15 protein-coding genes and 1 pseudogene are annotated in these 20,536 nt (G+C 44.5%); 6 read left to right on the top strand and 10 right to left on the bottom strand.

The window, feature by feature from the left end; translation table 11 throughout:
• Positions 1 to 36: 36 nt before the first annotated feature.
• From dgcN to R7Q39_RS10000, 3 genes and pseudogenes are all read right to left on the bottom strand, one after another.
• The gene (gene dgcN, locus R7Q39_RS09990) at positions 37 to 1,041 is read right to left on the bottom strand and encodes an N-acetyltransferase DgcN (RefSeq protein WP_025998657.1); all 1,005 of its coding nucleotides are present in this window, start codon (positions 1,039 to 1,041) and stop codon (positions 37 to 39) included.
• 101 nt (positions 1,042 to 1,142) lie between these two features.
• Positions 1,143 to 2,024: a LysR family transcriptional regulator gene (locus R7Q39_RS09995; RefSeq protein WP_005387199.1), complete on the bottom strand. Its 882-nt coding sequence runs from the start codon at positions 2,022 to 2,024 to the stop codon at positions 1,143 to 1,145.
• 154 nt (positions 2,025 to 2,178) lie between these two features.
• Positions 2,179 to 3,387 (bottom strand): annotated as a pseudogene (locus tag R7Q39_RS10000) (MFS transporter).
• 201 nt (positions 3,388 to 3,588) lie between these two features.
• Between R7Q39_RS10000 and soxR the strand changes: the two are divergent.
• Positions 3,589 to 4,023, top strand: coding sequence for a redox-sensitive transcriptional activator SoxR (soxR, locus tag R7Q39_RS10005; RefSeq protein WP_005373898.1), 435 nt, complete (start codon positions 3,589 to 3,591; stop codon positions 4,021 to 4,023).
• A gap of 9 nt (positions 4,024 to 4,032) precedes the next feature.
• On the opposite strand, the gene R7Q39_RS10010 is transcribed toward soxR, so the two are convergent.
• Both R7Q39_RS10010 and R7Q39_RS10015 read right to left on the bottom strand, forming a co-directional pair.
• Positions 4,033 to 4,428, bottom strand: a complete 396-nt coding sequence (locus R7Q39_RS10010) for a DUF2391 family protein (RefSeq protein WP_005373896.1) — start codon at positions 4,426 to 4,428, stop codon at positions 4,033 to 4,035.
• A gap of 13 nt (positions 4,429 to 4,441) precedes the next feature.
• Entirely contained in the window at positions 4,442 to 5,287 is an 846-nt protein-coding gene (locus R7Q39_RS10015; protein ID WP_005373890.1) for a tetratricopeptide repeat protein, read from the bottom strand.
• A 200-nt stretch (positions 5,288 to 5,487) separates the two neighbouring features.
• Here R7Q39_RS10015 and R7Q39_RS10020 point away from each other — a divergent pair, with 200 nt between their 5' ends.
• On the top strand, positions 5,488 to 5,958 hold the full coding sequence (locus R7Q39_RS10020) for an ASCH domain-containing protein (RefSeq protein WP_138939740.1): 471 nt from the start codon (positions 5,488 to 5,490) through the stop codon (positions 5,956 to 5,958).
• Between the two features lie 54 nt (positions 5,959 to 6,012).
• Here the strand turns inward: R7Q39_RS10020 and R7Q39_RS10025 are convergent, their stop codons facing one another.
• Together R7Q39_RS10025 and R7Q39_RS10030 are read right to left on the bottom strand one after the other, a co-directional pair.
• Positions 6,013 to 6,600, bottom strand: coding sequence for a class I SAM-dependent methyltransferase (locus R7Q39_RS10025; RefSeq protein ID WP_318076035.1), 588 nt, complete (start codon positions 6,598 to 6,600; stop codon positions 6,013 to 6,015).
• Between the two features lie 90 nt (positions 6,601 to 6,690).
• Positions 6,691 to 8,208: a phospholipase D family protein gene (locus tag R7Q39_RS10030; protein WP_042523291.1), complete on the bottom strand. Its 1,518-nt coding sequence runs from the start codon at positions 8,206 to 8,208 to the stop codon at positions 6,691 to 6,693.
• Positions 8,209 to 8,727: 519 nt separating this feature from the next.
• Here R7Q39_RS10030 and R7Q39_RS10035 point away from each other — a divergent pair.
• From R7Q39_RS10035 to R7Q39_RS10050, 4 genes are all read left to right on the top strand, one after another.
• A complete protein-coding gene (locus R7Q39_RS10035) occupies positions 8,728 to 9,885 on the top strand; it encodes an efflux RND transporter periplasmic adaptor subunit (protein ID WP_149192155.1) in 1,158 nt (385 codons plus the stop codon).
• Positions 9,886 to 9,898: 13 nt separating this feature from the next.
• On the top strand, positions 9,899 to 13,057 hold the full coding sequence (locus tag R7Q39_RS10040) for an efflux RND transporter permease subunit (protein WP_318076036.1): 3,159 nt from the start codon (positions 9,899 to 9,901) through the stop codon (positions 13,055 to 13,057).
• A 324-nt stretch (positions 13,058 to 13,381) separates the two neighbouring features.
• Positions 13,382 to 13,648 (top strand): hypothetical protein, encoded by a 267-nt coding sequence (locus R7Q39_RS10045; protein WP_005373876.1) that lies wholly within the window; start codon positions 13,382 to 13,384, stop codon positions 13,646 to 13,648.
• Between the two features lie 395 nt (positions 13,649 to 14,043).
• Positions 14,044 to 14,892 carry a DNAase gene (locus tag R7Q39_RS10050; protein WP_318076037.1) on the top strand — a complete coding sequence of 283 codons (849 nt, stop codon included), beginning with the start codon at positions 14,044 to 14,046 and terminating at the stop codon, positions 14,890 to 14,892.
• Between the two features lie 499 nt (positions 14,893 to 15,391).
• Here R7Q39_RS10050 and R7Q39_RS10055 read toward each other — a convergent pair whose 3' ends face one another.
• From R7Q39_RS10055 to R7Q39_RS10065, 3 genes are read right to left on the bottom strand one after another with little or no spacing between them, the layout of a single operon-like run.
• A complete protein-coding gene (locus R7Q39_RS10055) occupies positions 15,392 to 18,493 on the bottom strand; it encodes an efflux RND transporter permease subunit (RefSeq protein ID WP_318076038.1) in 3,102 nt (1,033 codons plus the stop codon).
• Positions 18,490 to 19,818, bottom strand: coding sequence for an HlyD family secretion protein (locus tag R7Q39_RS10060; RefSeq protein ID WP_318076039.1), 1,329 nt, complete (start codon positions 19,816 to 19,818; stop codon positions 18,490 to 18,492). The genes R7Q39_RS10055 and R7Q39_RS10060 overlap by 4 nt, the downstream gene beginning before the upstream one ends.
• Positions 19,805 to 20,461 carry a TetR/AcrR family transcriptional regulator gene (locus R7Q39_RS10065; protein WP_318076040.1) on the bottom strand — a complete coding sequence of 219 codons (657 nt, stop codon included), beginning with the start codon at positions 20,459 to 20,461 and terminating at the stop codon, positions 19,805 to 19,807. Before R7Q39_RS10065 ends, R7Q39_RS10060 begins: the two co-directional genes overlap by 14 nt.
• Positions 20,462 to 20,536 lie beyond the last annotated feature (75 nt).

A 20,536-nucleotide genomic window follows, 5' to 3' on the forward strand; every position in this document is an offset into this window, starting at 1 on the left:
CTAAACCGCAGTTATTTTCTAAACCGTAAATGTTTCTTAAATCGTAAGGAGCCTATCTGCAACCGCATCAACGCCAAAACGCACAGGGTCGGTGACGGGCACCTGGTATTTGTCGCTCCAATCCTGGCATAACTGGGCTGCATCTTCTTCGCTGATCGCCGAAGTGTTCAAGCAAATACCCACTAATTGAGCGTTTGGATTTGTTAGGCGAGCAGCGGCCAGATTCGCTTCTATCGTTTGTTCAATGGTTGGTAAGTTCGCATGTGGTAAGTTGCGGATGTGCGGGCGACCAATCTCATGGCACAGTATCAGAGCGTCAGCTTGTGCGCCGTGAAGTAAGCCCAAACTTACGCCAGCAAATGAAGGGTTAAACAATGAACCTTGCCCTTCGATGATGTCCCAATCGTGATCGGTGAACTCAGGGCTGATCGCTTCTACTGCGCCGGAGATAAAATCGGCAACTACAGCATCAATCGAAATGCCACTGCCTGCGATGAGAATTCCGGTTTGACCCGTTGCTTTGAACTCTGCACGACAGTTTTTACGCTTCAATGCATGCTCAATGGCAAGGGCAGAGTACATTTTTCCAACGGAGCAATCTGTCCCTACAGTAAGTACTCGCTTGCCTGCGCGAGCTTTGCCATTGCCGACCTTGAGCGGGGCATCATAATGGCGAACATCATACAGTTTGGTTAATCCGCGTTGTTCTAGATCGGCAAGAGGAGAAAGTTCCGCCAAACGTTGGTGCATGCCCGATGCAATTTCAAATCCCATCTCTGCCGCTTCAAGTAAGGTTGCTTGCCAAGCTTCGGGAATGACGCCTCCTGGATTTGCAGTGCCAAGCACCAGCGTTTTTGCTCCTTGCTGCTGCGCTTGTTGTAGTGTCATGTCGGTTAAACTAAGCGATACGGTTTCTGGCGTCAGGCGGATTTGGCCAAGACAAATCTCAGGTCGCCATTGATATATGCCACGCGCGGTTTTTGCTGCGAGTGGATCGGTTACATCGCCAAGAAAAAGTAGGTAAGGTTGAGCAATTTGCATGATGGTTCCCTTCGTCATCGTTATTGCTCATTAATGTAGCCAGACTGATTTAGGAAACCGAATGCTTATTTGTTAGGCAGGTATAACTTCAGGTTATACCTTTAAACCATCTGTTGTTTTAGGGCGGTGATAAATTGCTTTGTCGCAATGGATTGAGGTGTGTGCTCTGCGAATAAAATAGAGACAGAGAAGGACATATTTGGCTCCAAAGCATGCACGGAAACGGCATTATCTTGGCGATATTGTTTTGCAGTCCAAGGGTCTACAATCGCGAATCCTGCTTCGTTTTTCACCAGTTCAGCCGCCGCGGAGTAGCTGCGGACGGTAATGGCATGTTGATAATGCTCGTCACGCGCTGACAAGGTTTGATGTAACAGCAAGCCCAGAGGGTCTCGGCTATCTAAACCGATAATGGGTAAATCGTGACTGATGAGTTCTTCTAAAATGACGGTTTTTTCTGCGGGTATCGCTGCGCTTTTAGGAGCGATCAGTGCTAAGTTTTCTTTCAATAACACGTGCCCCATGATCGCTGGTGGTGTTTCTTCACCGAACGCAATGGCGACATCCAGTTCATGTTTCAGTAAACCTGAGCACAGCTCATCGCGATTGGCCGTTAAGAGCTCAAAGGAGATGCTGTGCTCTTTCGATAACAACGCGACAGTCGGCGCTAACAAGTGTGCGGCCAAAACAGGCGGAGCACCAACTCGTAAATGTTGAGTTCCCTGTTTGACTTTGTTGGTCAGAGAGCGAAATTGTCCGAGTTGTTGATAGACTTTTTCAGCCTCTGGCAATAAGGCTTTGGCTTCTTGAGTGGGAACGAGACGGCCCTTTACACGCTCAAATAAAGCGAAGCTCAGTTGTTGTTCTGTATGGGCGAGAACTCGAGTGACATTAGGTTGGGAAACGTGCAGTAAGCGAGCCGCGCCTGACACCGTTCCTGCTTGCATAATGGCGTAAAAGACTTCTAATTGCCTTAAGTTCACTGCGATTTCCCCCTGCTCATGTTGGTCACTTCAGAATACCCAACCTTGCTGATAAGCGATAGAGGCAAAAGTGCTGGCGTAAAAAATAGGAAGACGATGTTGGTTGCCTTCCTATCTCGCTTTTTCAATTTCTCAACTTCTCAATTTCTATGCTTCACTTTGCTGCTGCATGAAGGGGCAGGTCGTTAAACGGCTCGACGTCTCGACTGAGTAATCCCATCAAAATCACTGCTAACACCATGACAGCAGCTGCGATTGCAAAACCGTATTGTGTTAGTTCGTAATGACTCAACATTGCAATCAGGACGTAACTGAGAGATTGAATGGTGGTGGCAAACATGCTGATGCCGCCATCGACGCGACCTCGTTGATGAACCGCTACGGTGTGATGCATCCAGTTGACTCTCGCAATGCGATTTAGCGCGTTAAATACGCCAAACAGCGCCGTAAACAATAAGATGGTCAGCGGGCTCATCGCAAAACTCATCCCGATAAGCGCAAAAGATACCATAACCATCGAAGCGAACATAATGTGGCTATGGGAGGCACGGCTTAGCACTTTGGTGACAATAAAGCCGGTTAGCAACGAACCGAGGCCAAAACTGATGTTGAACCCTGCAAACCAATCGCCAGAGATGCCTTGTTCAGAAAACCAAATCGGCACCAGTTTGCTCAAATACGTCAATGCAGGATAAGAGAGGCAAGAGAGCAGAATAAAGCCATAAAATCGGGGTTCGAGACGGAATATTTGTTTGCTCTCTTTGAGTTGCGCGATGAAAGCAACGGATTTTGACGCCCTTAATTGTTGGGTATAAGGCGTCAGAATATAGAACATCGCTGCTAACGCAGAGGCGCTGGCCGCAAACAAAGCAAACTCTTACATACCCCACATTTCAAGCAAAACAATACCCAACGCGCCAGCTCCGAGGGTTGTGGATTGCATTACAATTTCTTGCTGACCCGAAATTTTCGCATACTCATGGTGCTGATAATTTTCTTGGGTGAAGGCGTTGTTGGTCGTCCATGCAAAATTACTCGAAACCCAATACACCAATTGCGCAAAAGCCAGCAACCAGTGTGACTCAAACCCTAACCAATAAGCAATGAACACCACCAAAGCCATACCCGATTGAATCCATTGATTGAGCACGAGTAGTACTTTGCGTGAATGTCGGTCAATTAAAGTGGAAAAGAAAGGCGTTGCTAGAAAAGAAATCGCGGTGCAGCTCAGAGAAACTAAAGCTACGAAAGTGCCCATGTTAGGTTCGGAAAGCATGACCCATGGCAGCGCCATCATGAATAAGCCAGAGGAGATACTGTCGAAGAAGCGGCCAGCTAAGTACGGCTGAGTTTTATTTTTCATTATGTTTGCCTCTAACTCCCGATGGATTTCAAAAGGTTGATGTCCAACTGTCTTGTGGTTAACAACCAAGTCGTTCGCGCTGAATACATTATCTTGAGATCGCCGGGGTTTAGCGTTAATTAAGATGGTGCAACTTTAAAACCTCAAGTAAACTTGAGGTAAAGCATTTTTTTAACAAAATTGATACGCAGGGAGTCAAGGATGGAAATCAGCGTAGGAGAAGTGGCAAAACGTTCTGGAGTGAAAGTATCTGCCCTACATTTTTACGAGCAAAAAGGACTGATTTCGAGCTGGAGAAATCAAGGTAATCAGCGTCGCTACCATCGCAGTGTGTTGCGCCGTGTTGCGGTGATCAAAGCAGCGCAGCAAGTTGGGTTGTCGTTAGAAGAAATTAAACATGCGTTAGATGAACTGCCGAAACACCAAGCCCCTAACAAAGCGCAATGGGAAGAAATGGCAAGCCATTGGCATGAACAGTTAGAACAAAAGATTCAAAAACTTAAAGCGTTGCAAAACGATTTAGGCGGATGCATTGGCTGCGGGTGCTTGTCGTTAGAAACCTGCGCACTTCGAAACCCAGAAGATGTATTAGGGAAAGACCACTCGGGGTCGAACTTAACGTTAGAAGAAGAGTAGCGATTATCTCTATTCTTTGTCGAAACTGTCGACTACGATCGCGCCCATCGAAGCAGGCATTGTGATGACGATAACGCGTTTTATCGCAACCAAAGGCTCATTCATGAGTGGCAGTTTATCAAGACAGAAAAGAACTAACGCTACCACAACGGCCGCAATGAGGTACGCGATAACCACACGAAAAATAAAGATGGATACGCGATTCTTGATGTGGCTTTGAAACACGCTTTGATACGCGAAAAAACTGAGGAAAATGACAGAAAGACTTAACAGCATGAGCAAGTTTGCCATTGGTAGGCTCTCACCCAATCGCCACGCTTCCTCCGAAAATGAGATCGGGACTGCTAGGGCAAAAGCGCCAACCAATACTTGGCTAGCGTCTTCTAGATTAAAGTGGCTGCTCATGCTGTTTATTCCATTATTCGCTTGCTAGATGTAAGAGCTTTTCAAAACGCTCATTACCGTGCAGCAATTCGAGGTCTCGTTCTTCGGCAAGTAAATCACGAATGGATGGGCTGTATTCAATTGCGCGTTCCAAGTCTTCAATAGCTTGCTCTTCGATACCAAGGCGAGAGTATGCACACGCGCGTTGATACAGTGCAGGGCCGTTGGTGTAATCGACTTCAAGTACGCGGTTACAAATGCTAAGTGCCCAATGGTATTCGTTGATTTCCATCGCTGCGTCGGCTTTGTAAGTCAACGCTTCTAAATCACCTGGACGAATTAATAAGATTTCATCATAGATCTCAATACGTTGTTCTGGAGTTTGAGAGCTTTGTGCACGTAGCCATAAGTTATGGATCTCGTTGATTTTCTCAATCTCTTTGTTGTTTTCGCTGATAATGCGAGTTTTGCGTTTTAAATCTCGCTCAAGGGCGACAAACTTTTTCTCGTATTCTTGGGCGATCTTCTCCAATCGTTTATCAGCCATCTCTTTGGTGTTGTGTTTAAACTCGCGCAGAGATTGCCATCCGACAAAGGCAATCAGCGATGCGACACCAGCAATGATGTAGAAGAAGTATGTAACGGTCACGTTGGCATAGTTCAACGATTTATCTGCGACCGTTAGCTCGCGATCGGTGATCTCTGTGATCATTCGCTTTTCTAGGCTTTGATAGTCCTGACGCAGCGCTTTTAGTTCATCTAAAATATAGCGTTCCATTAATGGTCTATCTAACAGATCCGATTCTGAATACTTTTCCTCCGATGCCATTGTTGGCAAGGCAAGTATCAGCGAGAAAAAAATACCAATAAATAAGCGCATATAACGTCCTTTCACGAGAAGAGTACAGATAGACCATGCAACAATAGCAAATAGCACAAACGTTTAGCAAAGTTATTACAAAAGAAATAACAGTCGTCTTCGTAGAAGTCATATTCTTGTTGTTTTTCAGTTTGTTCCTGATGGTTATTTGTTGTGATATCTTTTATCCTCCTTGCGAATTTATGATTAATGGAGTGAGCATGGACGCGCGAGCTAAGGATTACTTAGAACAATTCCTAGAACTATTATCACCAGAACAAAGGGAAGCTGTACCATCAGTCAGTGCTGACTATTATTGTGCCGATGAATACAACGCGAATGTATGCGCAGATTTGGTTCGTATTGGACAGAAAACTGCATCGTGCAGTTTGGAGCTTTGGTATCGAGAACATGGTGAAACCATGCCCCAAGTCGGTCATTTACAAGTAGTGACGAATTGGGATGGGGACCCGGTTTGCGTGATACGAATTACTGACGTAAGTACATGCAAATATGAGGATGTAACCGCAGAGTTTGCCTTCGCAGAAGGCGAAGGTGATAGAACCTTAAACTGGTGGCGTGATTCTCATACTGCATTTTTTAAAGCTGAATGCGATGAGTTGAACATCGATTGGCATGAGAAACGTACGCTGGTTTTAGAGCGTTTTGAAGTGGTGTATCCCGTCAATTAATCTCTGATAGCAGCACTGATTTGAAGTGCTGCTTTCTTTATTGAGAGACCATTTTTAGCGCTTTCGAGCGGTCACACTAAACATATGCCAATGTTTTTGGCTTCCTACTACAGTGGTCTCGTCTTCATCTCTTTCATGCAATGAAATGAGGTCGTAACCCTCGAATAAGCTTTCCACTTCCTTTTTTGTTAATGCGGTAATGTTTGGATGCATTTCGGAGGTAACCCACGAGTCTTTCACTCCCAAGAAATCGCCGCAGAAGATACCGCCCGGTTGTAATGCGCTGTCTATTTTTGTCCAGACTTGTTTGAAGCCTGTGTCAGGGCAAAAGAACAAACTGGCATTTGCGATAACCAAGCTGTACTGAGGGTAATTAAATTCAGTAAAACAGCACTGCGAAACTGAAAATCGCTTATTACCTTCAAAGCGTGTTAAACAAGTTTTTACTGCATCTTCATTGCTATCACATGCGTGAACCTTAAATCCCTGTTCGAGGAGAAAGTGGCTGTCTCGACCTATTCCGCAGCCAATATCGAGAGCGACTTTGCCTTCTATCTTAAGTCGGTTTACGGCATTCTCCACGTTTGGGCGGTGAGGTTGGCTTAAAATTTTCTGATAGTATTCATTCCATTGCGCTGGCATTGAACTTCCTTATGTTGGTTGTGTCCCCTGCCCAAAACTAGCGTCCATTTTGTTTTGCTTGACTGGGGAGGTTTGCAGTATTGGCAGCTGTTATAGCTGATCTTCAATCGGTAATATTCCGGAGAACCAAGCGCCCATTTTTCGCCATACTCCTGCTTCTGGTTCGGAGTCGTATTCTTCGCCTGTTTTTACGTCGATCCAGACAATGTCCCCGTCGCGCAGAGTTAAGGCGTAGGCGTTACTCGACAGTTGATTCGGCAGTTGTTCTAGAAACATTTGCACATATTCTGGCTGTTCTATAACAACGGCCATTTCGGTATTCAAAGCTGCCGAACGTGGGTCCCAGTTCATTGAACCAACGAAAAGTGTTTTGTTATCAATCGTCATTGCTTTAGCGTGTAAACTTGCTCTGCTACTCCCCGTGAGGCTCCACTTACTTTTGAGTTTCGCGCTCGCTTTTACTTCCCAAAGCTTGATTCCAGCTTCGAGTAGATCTTTTCGATATTTTGCGTACCAACCATGCACGGCAAACACATCGTTAGACGCGAGGCTATTGGTCACAATCGTGATATCAACGCCTCGCTTGGCCGCGTTACTTAATGCTTGAGTACCTGCTTCAGTTGGAACGAAATAGGGAGAAATGAGCACAAATGAATCCTCAACACTTTTAACCAGTTCCGACAAATTATCAATAAGTTGGCTCTCTCGGGTCGCGACTTTATCGGGCAGATCAAACCATACTTTCGCTTCTCCCCAGTAGAGCTTGAGTTTGCCTTGTTTTAGATCTTGGTACATATCCAGTTGAGTGAAGTCATAGCGGCCGGTTGAAAACTTTTCCTCTAACCGGAGTTTATTGACCTGCTTTTGAATCGCTTGGTCGGTAATTTGCTGTGAATTCGGTGTAATCCATTCCATTGGTATCGAATAGGCGCTATTCCAGTAGAGGTCGAACTGATCGGCAGTTTGTTGTACCGCCTCACCATAGAGCAGAAGATCAAAATCACCAAACTCAACTTGCGATTCAAAAGAGAAGTATTCATTGCCGATATTTCTACCTCCGACAATGGCGGAAACACTGTCTGCAATCAGAGACTTATTGTGCATACGACGATTAAGACGTTCAAAATCGCTAGCAAGAGCGAACCAACGGGAGTCGCGATACTGATGCGGGTTAAATAAGCGGATTTCTATATTAGGATGTGCATTGAGGGCAGCCATCACATCGTCGTTTCGCTTTTGCATATCGTCAAGCAACAGCCTTACTCGAACACCACGCTTTGCCGCTTCATACAAGCGCCACGTTATTAGCTGACTCGTTTCGTCACCGCGGTAAATATAGTATTGAAGATCAAGGCTTTTCTGGGCGGACTCGATCAAAGAGGTTCGAGCAAGAAGGGCATCGTGTCCCTGATTTAACGGTGCAAAGCCAGTTATGGACTTGGGGTCTCTCCCGTAAGCTTCAAAGTACTGCGCAAGAACAGAATCCTTTTGATAACCGAGCTGAAAGCTGGTGGACTTTTCACTGGCGTCATTCAACGATACGGATGAGCATGCCGATAAAAGAGTGAGCAGCGAGGGGAAGAGCAACTTGGCGAGTGTTTGTAACAAAGCACATTTCCTTGTCTTACAGAGTGTTACCTACTCCAAATTATAGACTTAAGCTGACGCCACATGCACCCAGAACCGTTTGATAACGAGCGATTAATCAATGAATTGCCATAGAGCCTGCACTAAGTTCAACTTTTAGAGCGCAGATAATCATTTATTTTAATTATCATTATGGCCGTATTGGTCATAATCACTAATATCTGGTGATTATGACCAATAGCACACTGGATAAAATAATGGTTTTTATATAACCATATGATTTTTTAATAAATAAATGCTTGGCATGTCATTTGCTGTTTAGAATAAAAGTTAAGTCAGAGCAACTTGCGCAGTTGGTTAATTTTTTGTTAATTTTATTAACTTTGAATTGGCAATAACTATCTAGTTAGCTGCTTAAAAGACTAGGCAAGTGCCGCTTTGATGTTTATTCAAATTCAATTCTCTCACCACCATGCTTACCGGGAGCAATGGACTGAATAAAAGTGTGGTGTTGAAAACAACAATAAAAAAGGATTTTCGATGTTAGCAAAACCCATATTACGTTGGCTTTTACCCTTCGTCGTCGTTGGAGGCTCTTATGCAGGATATGCTGCAATTGCCGCAACTGCGCCGGAAAAAGAGTCAACCAAAGATGCAATTACAGAACCTACTGTTCAGGCTTCTTCTCTTTTTCCTACCGATCACAAAGTGGTGATTACCAGTCACGGTGAATTAGTCCCTTTTGAAAAAACACACCTTTCCGCGCAAGTCAGTGGTGAAGTGATAAGTTGGCACCCGAATTTTGTAACGGGTGGCATCGTGAAACGAGGAGAGGTTCTTTTCACAATTGAAAGCGACAACTATGAAGCGTCGGTTTTACAAGCTGAAGCCGATTTAGCTAGTGCACGCGCAAACTTGATTGAGGAACAAGCGAAAGCCGAAGTGGCAAAACGTCAGGCAAAGAGACTGAGCGATAAGCAAGTGACGGATCTGTATTTACGCAAACCTCACGTTTTGAGCGCACAAGCCCAAGTGAAGTCGGCTCAAGCGGCACTCAAACGAGCAAAAAGAGAGTTAGAAAATTGCAAAGTCGTTGCACCTTACGATGCGCTGGTTGTTGAGCGTGATATTGGTGTTGGTCAATTTGTTACATCTGGTTCTCGAGTTGCCACGTTAAACAACATCGAAGTGGCAGAGGTGCACGTACCCATTGCCGGTTTTGATAGTGCATTTTTACCTGAATCCATTGGTGAACTCACTGCGACAGTGACGCAGCAAGGTGTGTTTTCTACCACTAGAGAAGGTCGAGTAGTTCGTGATCTAGGCATGATTGATAGCGCTACCCGAATGATTAACATGGTCATTCAAATCGCGGACCCATACGGTGTCGATAACCAGCTGCCTCCAATTAAATTCGGCTCCTACGTTGAAGTGAGCTTCACTGGTAAGGAACTTAAGCACATCTACCGCTTGCCACAGGAATTAGTTAAAAACCGTACCGTGTGGGTGGTGAATGGCGATAATCAACTTCAACCCAGAACCGTCACGGTTTTGAGAGCAGAAGGTGAGTTTTTGCTGGTTGGCGAAGGTTTAGAGCAAAGTGATAAGTTGGTACTGACCTTACCAGAGTACCCTCAAAAAGGCATGGCGGTACAAATCGCAAAAAAGAGTGACGACTCCGAAACCGTCGTACAGTAAGTAGGAGTATGTCATGGAAGATACTAAACAAAAGGGCTTAATTGCCTATTTTGCGAATAATCCCGTCGCTGCCAACCTTTTGATGGTGTTCATCATTATCATGGGTGTGGTGAGTTTTCTCTTTATTCAAAGGCAGATGTTTCCGAATATTGAGGTGAACTACATTGATGTTCGTGCGACTTATCCTGGCGCTTCTCCTCAAGAGATAGAAGAGAGTATTCTCGTTAAGGTCGAGGAATCGATTAAAGACGTCACCGGGATTAAAAAAGCAGTCTCAACGGCCTCTAGAGGTAGCGCGTATGTTTCCATCGAGGTAGACGTTAATGCCGATATCAAGCGTGTCTTGGATGATGTAAACCAACGTATTGATACCTTGTCTAACTTACCAGCGGGTATGGAACCAATCAATGTCTACCAAGTTGAATGGCGCCAAGATGTAATCGAAATGGGGTTAGTTGGGGACCGACCGCTCGAGGAGCTTAAACTGCTTGCTAAGCAAATCGAAGATGAATTACTTCAGTTAGAAAACGTCATGCTGGTGTATCTGAGTGCGCCAGAAGAAGAAATAGCGATTGAAGTTGACCCACTTGTTCTTCGTAAATACGACCTGACGTTGAGCGATATCAGCAGCGCGATCAGCCGTTACTCAGCCAACTTTTCTGCGGGCGAAGTAAAAACAAACTCAGGGATGATTGCAGTAAGGATTGAAAACCAATACTACCGTGGTGATGAGTTTAGAAATATTCCTGTAAAGCTTGGCGCAAATGGTGCAAAGGTTCTGTTGCAAGATATTGCCACAATAAAAGATGGCTTTACGGAAGAAGAGCGCTACTTTGAATACTCAGGTCAAAATGCGATCTACATGTCTGTTGAAGCAACTCGTGACCAGAACATTATCCCTGTTGCACAGTCCGTTCGTAATTATATTGAAGCAAAAAACAAGACATTACCGCAGGATGTTAAGCTCAAAGTCTTAGTTGATACGACTTATTATTTAAATGGGCGTCTCGACATGATGTTGAAAAACTTGCTGCAAGGCGCTGCATTAGTCGCGATTATGCTGACCATTTTCCTACGTTTCCGCTTGGCTATGTGGGTAATGATTGGGCTACCTGTCTGTTTTCTCGGTGCCGTAATGATGATGCCTGCATTAGGAATCACGGTAAACATCGTGTCTCTTTTTGCCTTCATTATGGTGCTCGGTATTGTAGTTGATGACGCCATCGTGATGGGAGAGAGCGCTTACAGCGAAATTGAAGAAAAAGGCGGCGGTGTCGAGAACGTGGTACGCGGTGTCAAACGTGTTGCTACGCCAGCGACATTTGGTGTTCTGACAACGATTGCTGTATTCGCACCATTCTTGCTTTCGAGTGGTATTGATAGCGCTTTCTTTTACGGCATTGCTGGTGTCGTGATTCTGTGTTTGATCTTCAGTTTGATTGAATCAAAGTTGATCCTACCAGCGCACTTGGCGCATACCCATTTTAAACCAGTCAAACCTGGTGGATGGCGAGATCGTTTCAACCAACGTTTCTTCGGCTTTGTAAACGGTCTGTATCGTAACTTTGTAACAACATGCACCCATTGGCGCTGGACAGTGTTTGCGGTGTTCTGTGGTTTACTGCTGATCAGCGCGGCTTTGATCAACGCGAATTATGTTCGGGTGATCCCTAACCCTAAAGTGCCGACCGACTATCCTGCGATCACTATTGAAATGAATGATACCGTTTCAAGTGAGCAGACAATCAGTGCACTCAAGACTATTGAACGTGTCATGCAAAAGATCGAATCTGAGACCATTGCAGAACATGGTCAAGGAATGATTCGTGATGTGCTGTCGTACAACAGAAGCCGCACCGAAGGTCGTGTATTAGTACCTTTGGTTGATGAAGAGTTACGCCCGTTCAATACATTTGAGCTGGCTCGACGTTGGCGTGAAGCTATGCCTGTTATTCCAGGTATGAAGAGCATCAAAATCCGCGAGCAGAGTGCGGGTGGTGGTGACAGAGATGAGTTTGGCTACTTGTTGTTTGGTTCTAACATCAATGAGCTCAACGAGGCTGGGCGTTACTTGATAGAGCGTTTACAGCAGGAAGAAGGGTTATATGATATTTCATCTTCTATTGATTCTGGAAGCAAAGAAGTACTCCTGTCTCTTGCGCCTGTAGCGTACGATCTCGGTCTGGATCTCACCATGATCGCAGAGCAAGTTGGTGGCAGCTTTTATGGTGGCGAAGCACAGCGCATTATTCGTGATGGTGAAGAAATTAAAGTTATGGTGCGTTACCCGCAACTGACGCGTGAAGCATTCTCATCATTGCGTTACGCTGTGATTACCACACCAGCAGGTAAGAAGGTCATGCTAGGTGATGTGGTGAAGATCAACGAGCAGCCGGGCGTGAGTAGCATTCGACGTGAAGGCGGGTATCAAACCGTTTATGTCTATGGTTCGATAGACGAAGAATTGGTTGAACCTCAAGAAATCGTGAAGGTCATTGACGACAATATCTTACCGGATATGAAGCAAGCGTTCTCGAGTGTGAAAACAGAATTGGGTGGTGATATTGAAGAGCAGGCTGCGCAGCGTAATGAACAGATTTTGTTCTTTATTGCAGGCATGATCATCGTCTACATCTTGTTAGCTGTACCGTTAAAAAGTTATACCCAACCTTTGATTGTAATGTCCGTCATTCCGTTTAGTCTGACGGGGGCGATTTGGGGCCACTTCTGGCTAGGTTTAGACATCAGTATGATGTCGACATTTGGTTTGATCGCCGCTGCTGGCGTGGTTATAAACGACTCTCTGGTTATGACAGATTACGTAAACCAAGTGAGAGAAAAGGGTATGAACATCAAACAAGCGGTTGTTGAAGCGGGTTGTGCTCGTTTTCGAGCTATCACGCTCACCTCAATAACGACGTTTGCGGGTGTATTGCCGATAATGTTTGAAACGAGTTTGCAGGCGCGTTTTGTCATACCGATGGCTGTCGCTTTGGGCTTTGCGGTGTTGTACGCAACGGTTCTGACTTTAGTGTTGGTGCCTTGTTTGTATTTAATGCTTGAAGATATTAAAAATATTTTCAGATCCATTAAGAGGTTTATCCATCGTTTGATTAATCGTTTCAGAAAGTCGCCAGTGACGTCGAGCGTTGAAGCAAGCGTATCGAGTTAACAAGCTTGATATTAACGATTAGGAGCAGCCTTCGGGCTGCTTTTTTGTTTCCGCATTTTGATTCAAAGTGATTTTTTAGTGGGCAGTTACGTAATTATCTGATGAGAAAACTGTCTGACAAAGCATTTCTAATGTGTATGTTTCTAATATTTTAAATTCGTATGGTTAATTTGACACTTGGTTAGCGAAATTTACCAGACGAAGATAACGTTGAATATGAGGGTTTGTTTAAGTTTTTGAAAAATAACAAAATAAAAGTTGGCATCGTATGTGCAATATATAAATTGTAATTAAAATTAACTGCTAATCCTCAAGGAGCTTATTATGAAAAGCGTATTTCTATCTACTCTAAGTCTTATTGCTGTAATGTCATCACCAATCGCTGCTGCTAACACTTTAGACAAAGAGGAGTGGAGCTCAGATTTACGTCAGGACTTTTCTGAGATGAAACATGAAGCTATAGCAGATATTCAGCAAATGAACATGGATGCCATTCACGCACGTGATGAGCGTATCGTGAAAAACATTAAAGATGAGCAAGAACAGTTAGTAAAGGTAACGTGCCACAAAGAGAAAGCAAGCAAGTCATAAACGACGATAAAAGAGACTAACAGACGAAAATGAATCCAATACGAGTTCGGTGTTAGTTAGCAGTAAGCACTGACCTTGTTGCTCTACTTGCCAGCCTTTTAAGGCTGGCTTTTTTGTTTCTCATTTCATGGGTGGAGATCAGATCCTCAAGCCTATTATCAATAGTTGGCGTGTTTGATGAGCTATTGCTGGATGGAGCGGATGTAACTTTTAAAAGTGTAGATTTCAGTAAAGTGGAGGTGATGTTAGATATTTAAAATTTTGAAAAGATCCGATCTCCTTTTTGACCTTCATAATACCTTAGTATGTGGCTTACCTTTACTTGAATTAGAACTCATATTGCAGGCGTTCGTTTAAAGGTATTGATGCATATTTGAAGAGTAAGAGATAGACATATGAGTTTTATTAAAATGTGTAAAGATGGTTTTAGAGGAAAGCCGGATTTCTCTGACTTATTACATAATGCGTTCCAGATAGATGACTTAGTGCTGTCATTTGAGTGTCCGAACAACATATATGAAGGACATGTATACCAGGATCTTGTTAATTTAGAACAGTTCGATGTTGAATCAAAAATAGAGAGGCATGAAAGGTTTATAAAATTAGCTACGGTATATTTTTTGTTTCAGAAGAAAATATTAAACCCTTTGCTTCCTATTAACAAACAAGGTGGATTATATATTAGGCTGCGGGTTAAGTCTGCTGAAGAAGATATGGATAATATTAGTCAATTGTCCTCATTTTTAGAGAGAGAGTATTATGATTTTTATCATGCCCCGGAGCAAAGTGAAGGCTCTATGAGGGGGTATCATACAGACTTGATGAAAGAATTGACTAAGCGTGCGAATAAACAATGGGGAGAAATTCCAGAAAGTGAAGACCGAAAAAGAGAAAAAGAAGAATATTTAATTAGAGGTTTCTTAAGTGGTTATCCACCAATAAATTGTGAGCTAGTTGAAGTTGGAAAAAACAAATACTCAAAATACTCAGAAGGTAATATTAAGTATAAGAGTGAATTACGAAGAGTATACAATTTACCCATAAAAAATGAATTCTACCTGAGCATCGAGTTTTGGTATAAGTACGAATCGATGTTTGCTAAGCAAAAGTTTTTAGATTGGGTGAGAAGTGCTGATGAAACCTTTGAAAAAAAAGTATTGGAATTACTGGACTTGTCTCCGGTAATCGAATCGTATACGACTGGAAAAACAGAGAGATTGAGCAAAGAAACTAACGCAGATTAAGCCCATTTCAGTGGGAAGAAAAAAGCCCGCGAAGAATGCTTTCACGGGCGAAAAAAGGGCACCAAATTGGGTGTCTATTCATTTTGGAGGTGGTCGAACGTCCATATAAAACTGACAATAGGCTTGGTGAGAGGCTTACCACCAGCGCGACCAACGAGGCTAAAGTTAACATTGTTGTAATGATTGTTAAAATGTTAATTCTTCAATCAATGTTTTCATTATCGTGAGTTTAAATTGTGAATGTGTTGCCTACGTGTATTTTTTACTCTGTGAAATTCCGTTTTTGACAATAAGACATATTATAAATCTTGTGTTGGTTATTTGATTTGGTTATATAAAGCTCAACATACTTAATCCTTAACTGTTCATATTCACACTTAATGAGACACAATAACCCTCTGTTTGTTAAGTGATTGTGTATTTTTTAACGTGTTGGTATTGAACGAAAAGCGACCTAATCCGCTCTTGTTCATTTTGATAAGTTTACTTATCAGTCGTTTTAGATTTCTTCGTGCTTATGGACTAGGCCGAAGTCAGCTAAAATGGCATACGCAGCAGGGATCATAAACAACACCAGCAGAGTGGATGCGAAAATACCAAACACGATGGAGATAACCAGTGGTTGGATAACCTGTGCTTGCAAACTGGTTTCAGTCAGTAACGGAAGCAAACCTGCTGCAGTGGTCATTGATGTTAGGAATACTGCTCTAAAGCGTTCCCGACTGGCTTTGACTACCGAGTCATGCACATTATCCCCTTCATCCACATGATGGCGTATGTACTGAACTAACAGAATCGAGTCATTCACCACAATCCCTGCTAATGAGACGAAGCCCATCATACTTGGCATACTTAATGAGTGACCGAGTAGGATGTGTCCCCATACCACGCCAATAAAGGCGAGGGGAATCGCAAGCATGACCACGAATGGTTCCAAATAACTGCGGAATTGGTAACTCAGAATCGCAAACACGCCAAACAAACCGAGCAAGAAGCCTTTACCCATTGATGCCCCAGTTTCAGCGGTATCTTTGGCTTCGCCTTCAAAATCAAAGCGAAGACCAGGATACTTTTGCGTAAGCTTTGGCGCTTCATCTTGTTGGAACTGACGAATAATGGCGGTTGAGTTGGCCTTCGTATTATCGATATCGCCGAATACGCTCACAGTGCGCAAGCCATCAATGCGCTGGATTCTTACGTAATTACGCTGGAAATCCAAAGTTGCAATGGTCGCGAGTGGGATTTGACTACCATCGGACAAGATTATTGGGAAGTTTGCCAATTGCTGTAAGTCACCAGCTTGCGCTTTATCGAGGCGAACTTCGATGGAAATGTTTTCTACCCCAACTTGGATCTCGTCTGCGGTTTGGCCAAAGAAAGCCGCACGCAATTGATTGGCAATGAGCTGACCGTTAATACCATAAGCTTCCGCCCCAGGACGAAGTTTAACCAAGACTTCTTCTTTACCCATACGCATGTCATCCAACACGCCATGGACACCGTCAAATTCATTCAAGTATTGCTGAATGTCGATAGAGGCCGCTTTGAGCGCATCCAGATCATCATGTTTCGCTCGAATTTCAATCGCTCGTCCACCTGGCCCCATGGTCGGTTGTTTAAATACCAACGAGATAGGATCGGCAAGTTCACCAATGTCTTCACGCCATGCATCGATAAATTCATCGATGAGTGTGTTACGACTCTCTGCACCCAGCAAATCCAGACGTACCGTGGCAATGTGAGGGCCAGATTCATTCGCGTCGGCGTTAGCGTTGAATTGACTGGTGATGTGTAGAACCAATGGATTGCCGCCTTCCACGTTCTCTGTCCATTCTTTATCTAGCTTTTGAGCGGAAGCGACGATCTTATCGACGACGGCTTCAGTTTGAGACAGAGAAGAACCCGGAGGAAGAATAATGCGCGCTTCTGCAATGTCGCCATCCAATTCAGGGAAGGGTTGGAACTTGAGTAAACCACCTACTAACGTGGCAGCGGAGATAAGAAGTAATGCAACTACGCCACCCATAAAGGCATAGCGATACTCGACCACTTTATCCACTGCGTTGACCAAGGTGGTGTTGCGGAAGTTTTCAAAAGAAGCGAGCAGCTTTTGTTTGAACTTCGGTGTCTTTCGCTCTTGTTTCTGTTTGTATAGTGAGTGAGAAAGGTGGTTAGGTAGGATCAAGAAGGCTTCCACCAAACTCAAACTCAAAACGAGGATTAGAACTTGAGGAACTGCTTTAAGTACCGCACCCATTTCACCTTGCAGGAATAACAAGCTACCAAAGATACACACCGTAGTTAGGAAGGAAGAAATTACCCCTGGCAGTACCTTTTTCACTCCTTTGATAACGGCATCATCGATCTCTTCTCCTCGGTCGAGGTGAGCGGCAATCGATTCGGCAATAACGATGGCATCATCCATCATGATACCGATGGCCATGAGTAACCCGACCAAAGACATGATGTTGATGGACAGGTCAAGTTGCGCCATCAAAAATAAGCCACCTAAGAAGGCTACGGGCAAACCAGCTGCGACCCAAAAAGAGTAGCGAAAACTAAAGAACAACCACATGGTGGCGAAAACCAGAATGATACCTTGCCAACCGTTTTTGACCATCATGGTCAGGCGATCCCAAAGTACGGATGAAAGGTCATTGGTCATTTGTAGCATCACACCGTCTGGCGCGATAGCTTGTTGTTCTTCTACAAATTGAGCAACCCGTTCCTTGATACGCAGTGCGTCATCTTCTTTGTTTTTGCTGACTTTTAGTAGGGCAGAAGGGTGACCATCGAAGAGGACTTTCTGTTCGTCCAATTCAAACCGGTCGGTAATCGTCGCAATATCTCTTAGACGGATGATTGAGCCATTTGTACCAGAGCCCACGACGATAGTCTCAAGCTCTTCCGGCGTCACACGTCGTTCATCAAAGCGGATCAGAAAGTTCTTATCTGGTGTCTCGACATTACCACTTGGCAACTTGACGTTCTGACGACCAATCTGCTCCGCAATATCACCAACACTCAAACCAAGTTGTCGGATAGCGTGAGTGTCTAGCTCTACTCGGTATTGGTGGTCAGAGAAGCCAGCAACTTCAACCAAAGAGACATCGTAATCGATTTTTAACGTGCGTTTAAGCTGTTCGGCATACGCTTTTAGCTCTGGCCATGTGGTATCTGCGGTGATGGCGACATCCACAACTGGCTCGTTCCAATCGAGCTCTTGGACCACAGGAGATTCAATCTCTTGTGGGAAGTCGTTTATCGAGTTGATCTGGGTTTGAACATCAACCAACATGCGCCCAATGTCGGCTTCTTCATTCAGTTTTAAGATAAGACGCGCAGAGCCTTCAATCGCTTCACACTGAGTTTCTTTAATGTTGGCAAGGCCATCGACAGCATCTTCCATTCGGATACAGATGCTCTCTTCTACCTCTTGAGGGGAAGCGCCGGGGTAAACCACACCAGCTAGGATGTAGGGCGGATCAAACTCAGGAAAAGTTTCACGCTTAATCGTGGAAAGTGAAGAAATCCCCAATATCAGCAGCGTTAGCATCAGCAAATTGGCTGCTGTTGGGTGCTTGGCGAAGAATCGGATCATGAATCAGACTCCTCAATAGCTGTTTCTGACTGTTCAGGTGACTCTTTCAATAGCATGCCGTTAATCGCAGGCAGCAAATCGTTGATGATCAGCTTCTGACCTTGCTCTAGTTCACCATCGATCACCACTTGGTTATTGCGACGATATAACACTTCAACCGTGACGACTTGCAGACGGTTGTCATCTCCCATCAGGTAAATCTTATCGCCATGAAGCGCACGCTCTGGGATAACCCAACTCGGGTTCTCTTGCCCCTCAATTAGGGCTCGCACAAACATGCCGTTCACCAATGGAGGCGCAGACGCTGGGTTTAATGCACGGTAGTCTTGTTCAATTTCCAGAATCACACCGGCAGTCGCTTGGCTTGGATCAACCGTTTCACTGATGCGTGCAACTTTCGCAGGCCAGCTTGCAGAGAGGTTACCGCTGCTGAGTTCAATGTTGGCATGAATCGCATTCATGTCAGGTTGTGGAATACCAGATTCATCGCGGACAAACTCACCGATGCTCGCCGCCAAAGTTTGCATGTCATGAATGGATAGTTGAGCTTCCACTTCCATGACATCAATACCATGTCCTGTCACCATGGTTTGTTGGAGGTTAACCACTTGCTTTTTCTCAATTTCTACGTCAGCAATACGCAAATCGTAAGGAAGCGTGATGATGGTTTTATCAAGCGAGCGTTCGGCCTCATCCACTTTTGATGCATTAACTTTAACTAGGGCTTCCGCGACTCGTTTCTCATCCGGCATCAAACCAATTTGATTTTCAATATCCAGTACTAACTTACGTTGAGAGAGCGCGCTTTGCTCTTGCTGATCTACATCCGATTGCGAGGTTAAGCCTTTCTTACGTAGGTTTTGTTTACGGTCTAACTCTTTGTTGGCGATAACCAGACGGTTGGCTTCTATCTTGAGGGTGCTTTTGAGATTCGCTTCTTCTTGGTTCAGCTTAGCCAGAGAGGTTTGGGCAGATTTGAGATCGGCTTGAGCTTGAACCAGTTTCAACTCGTAATCGAGCGGGTCGATGCGCAAGATTTCTGTCCCTGCTTGCAACACTTGTCCTTTTTCCAGTTGCGGATGGCGGTAGACCACTTTACCCGTCACTTCGGCTATCGCTTTCCATTCCACTTTTGGGGTGATCTTGCCAAACCCTATGGCTACTGGAGCAATGGCTTTTAGCTCAAGTGGAATCGTCTCGACCAACCGTGCACGATCTCCAGAGGGTTTTACGGGCAAATCTGGTTTGAGGCTAATCGCCAAAAACAGAATGACGACCCCCACCGCAAGAGCAGGAAAGAACAGCAGCTTTTTATTTACTTTCATATTGGTCGCCCGAGTCTAAAAATCCATGTTTCATCAGTTGTATGTTGTGTTCGAATAATCGGTTCAAGAAGGCTTCAGAAAGTTCAATGCCATGAATGGCGAGCAGTGCTGGTGGTGCCATAAAAGGAAACACCATCAAGCTGATGTAAGAGACGCGACAAAGTTGAGGGTCGGCGTCTTTTCGTAAAACGCCACTGTCGATCAACTTATCAAAGATCACGCCTTGCATTGGCTTGCTGATATCTGCGAAGACTTTTTCGAGCAGTTTGCGTTGGGTTTCCGATGGGGGCATATTCATAACTTGGGCAACTAAGCGTGGGAACTGTGGTACCTTGATCATTTCGCGGTAGTAGGTGCGCATTAGATCGAGAAAGTTTTGCTCGTTACTGTTGGATACCAACGTCTGCATCTGCTTTTGCATCGGTGACAGTGTTTCGCGCAACATGGTCTCGAACAAGCCTTCTTTGTTGCCAAAGTAGTAACGAATCATCGCCACGTTCACGCCTGCTTTCTGCGCGACTAGGCGAGTAGAGACCTTGTCGTAAGCCATAATGGTGAAGAGTTCGCGCGCGTGGAAAATCAGTTTTTTCCTTGCGTCGATATTATCTGTGGGTCTTCCCGCCCTTCGATGCGCTTCCGTCACAATCTTCTCTCAAAATATTAAACATTTGATTAATTATAAGACGCTGATTTCTCATGCGACATGTGAAAAATTAAT

This window comes from Vibrio sp. 947 (genome assembly GCF_033339115.1).
GTDB classification, from domain to species: Bacteria; Pseudomonadota; Gammaproteobacteria; order Enterobacterales; family Vibrionaceae; genus Vibrio; species Vibrio alginolyticus.

Bases quoted from the DNA above. Each gene is read 5' to 3' on its own strand.
- R7Q39_RS10035 (WP_149192155.1), top strand. From the start codon at position 8,728: ATGTTAGCAAAACCCATATTACGTTGGCTTTTACCCTTCGTCGTCGTT.
- R7Q39_RS10050 (WP_318076037.1), top strand. From the start codon at position 14,044: ATGAGTTTTATTAAAATGTGTAAAGATGGTTTTAGAGGAAAGCCGGAT.
- R7Q39_RS10045 (WP_005373876.1), top strand. From the start codon at position 13,382: ATGAAAAGCGTATTTCTATCTACTCTAAGTCTTATTGCTGTAATGTCA.
- R7Q39_RS10020 (WP_138939740.1), top strand. From the start codon at position 5,488: ATGGACGCGCGAGCTAAGGATTACTTAGAACAATTCCTAGAACTATTA.
- R7Q39_RS10055 (WP_318076038.1), bottom strand. From the start codon at position 18,493: ATGATCCGATTCTTCGCCAAGCACCCAACAGCAGCCAATTTGCTGATG.
- soxR (WP_005373898.1), top strand. From the start codon at position 3,589: ATGGAAATCAGCGTAGGAGAAGTGGCAAAACGTTCTGGAGTGAAAGTA.
- R7Q39_RS10015 (WP_005373890.1), bottom strand. From the start codon at position 5,287: ATGCGCTTATTTATTGGTATTTTTTTCTCGCTGATACTTGCCTTGCCA.
- R7Q39_RS10010 (WP_005373896.1), bottom strand. From the start codon at position 4,428: ATGAGCAGCCACTTTAATCTAGAAGACGCTAGCCAAGTATTGGTTGGC.
- dgcN (WP_025998657.1), bottom strand. From the start codon at position 1,041: ATGCAAATTGCTCAACCTTACCTACTTTTTCTTGGCGATGTAACCGAT.
- R7Q39_RS10040 (WP_318076036.1), top strand. From the start codon at position 9,899: ATGGAAGATACTAAACAAAAGGGCTTAATTGCCTATTTTGCGAATAAT.
- R7Q39_RS10025 (WP_318076035.1), bottom strand. From the start codon at position 6,600: ATGCCAGCGCAATGGAATGAATACTATCAGAAAATTTTAAGCCAACCT.
- R7Q39_RS10060 (WP_318076039.1), bottom strand. From the start codon at position 19,818: ATGAAAGTAAATAAAAAGCTGCTGTTCTTTCCTGCTCTTGCGGTGGGG.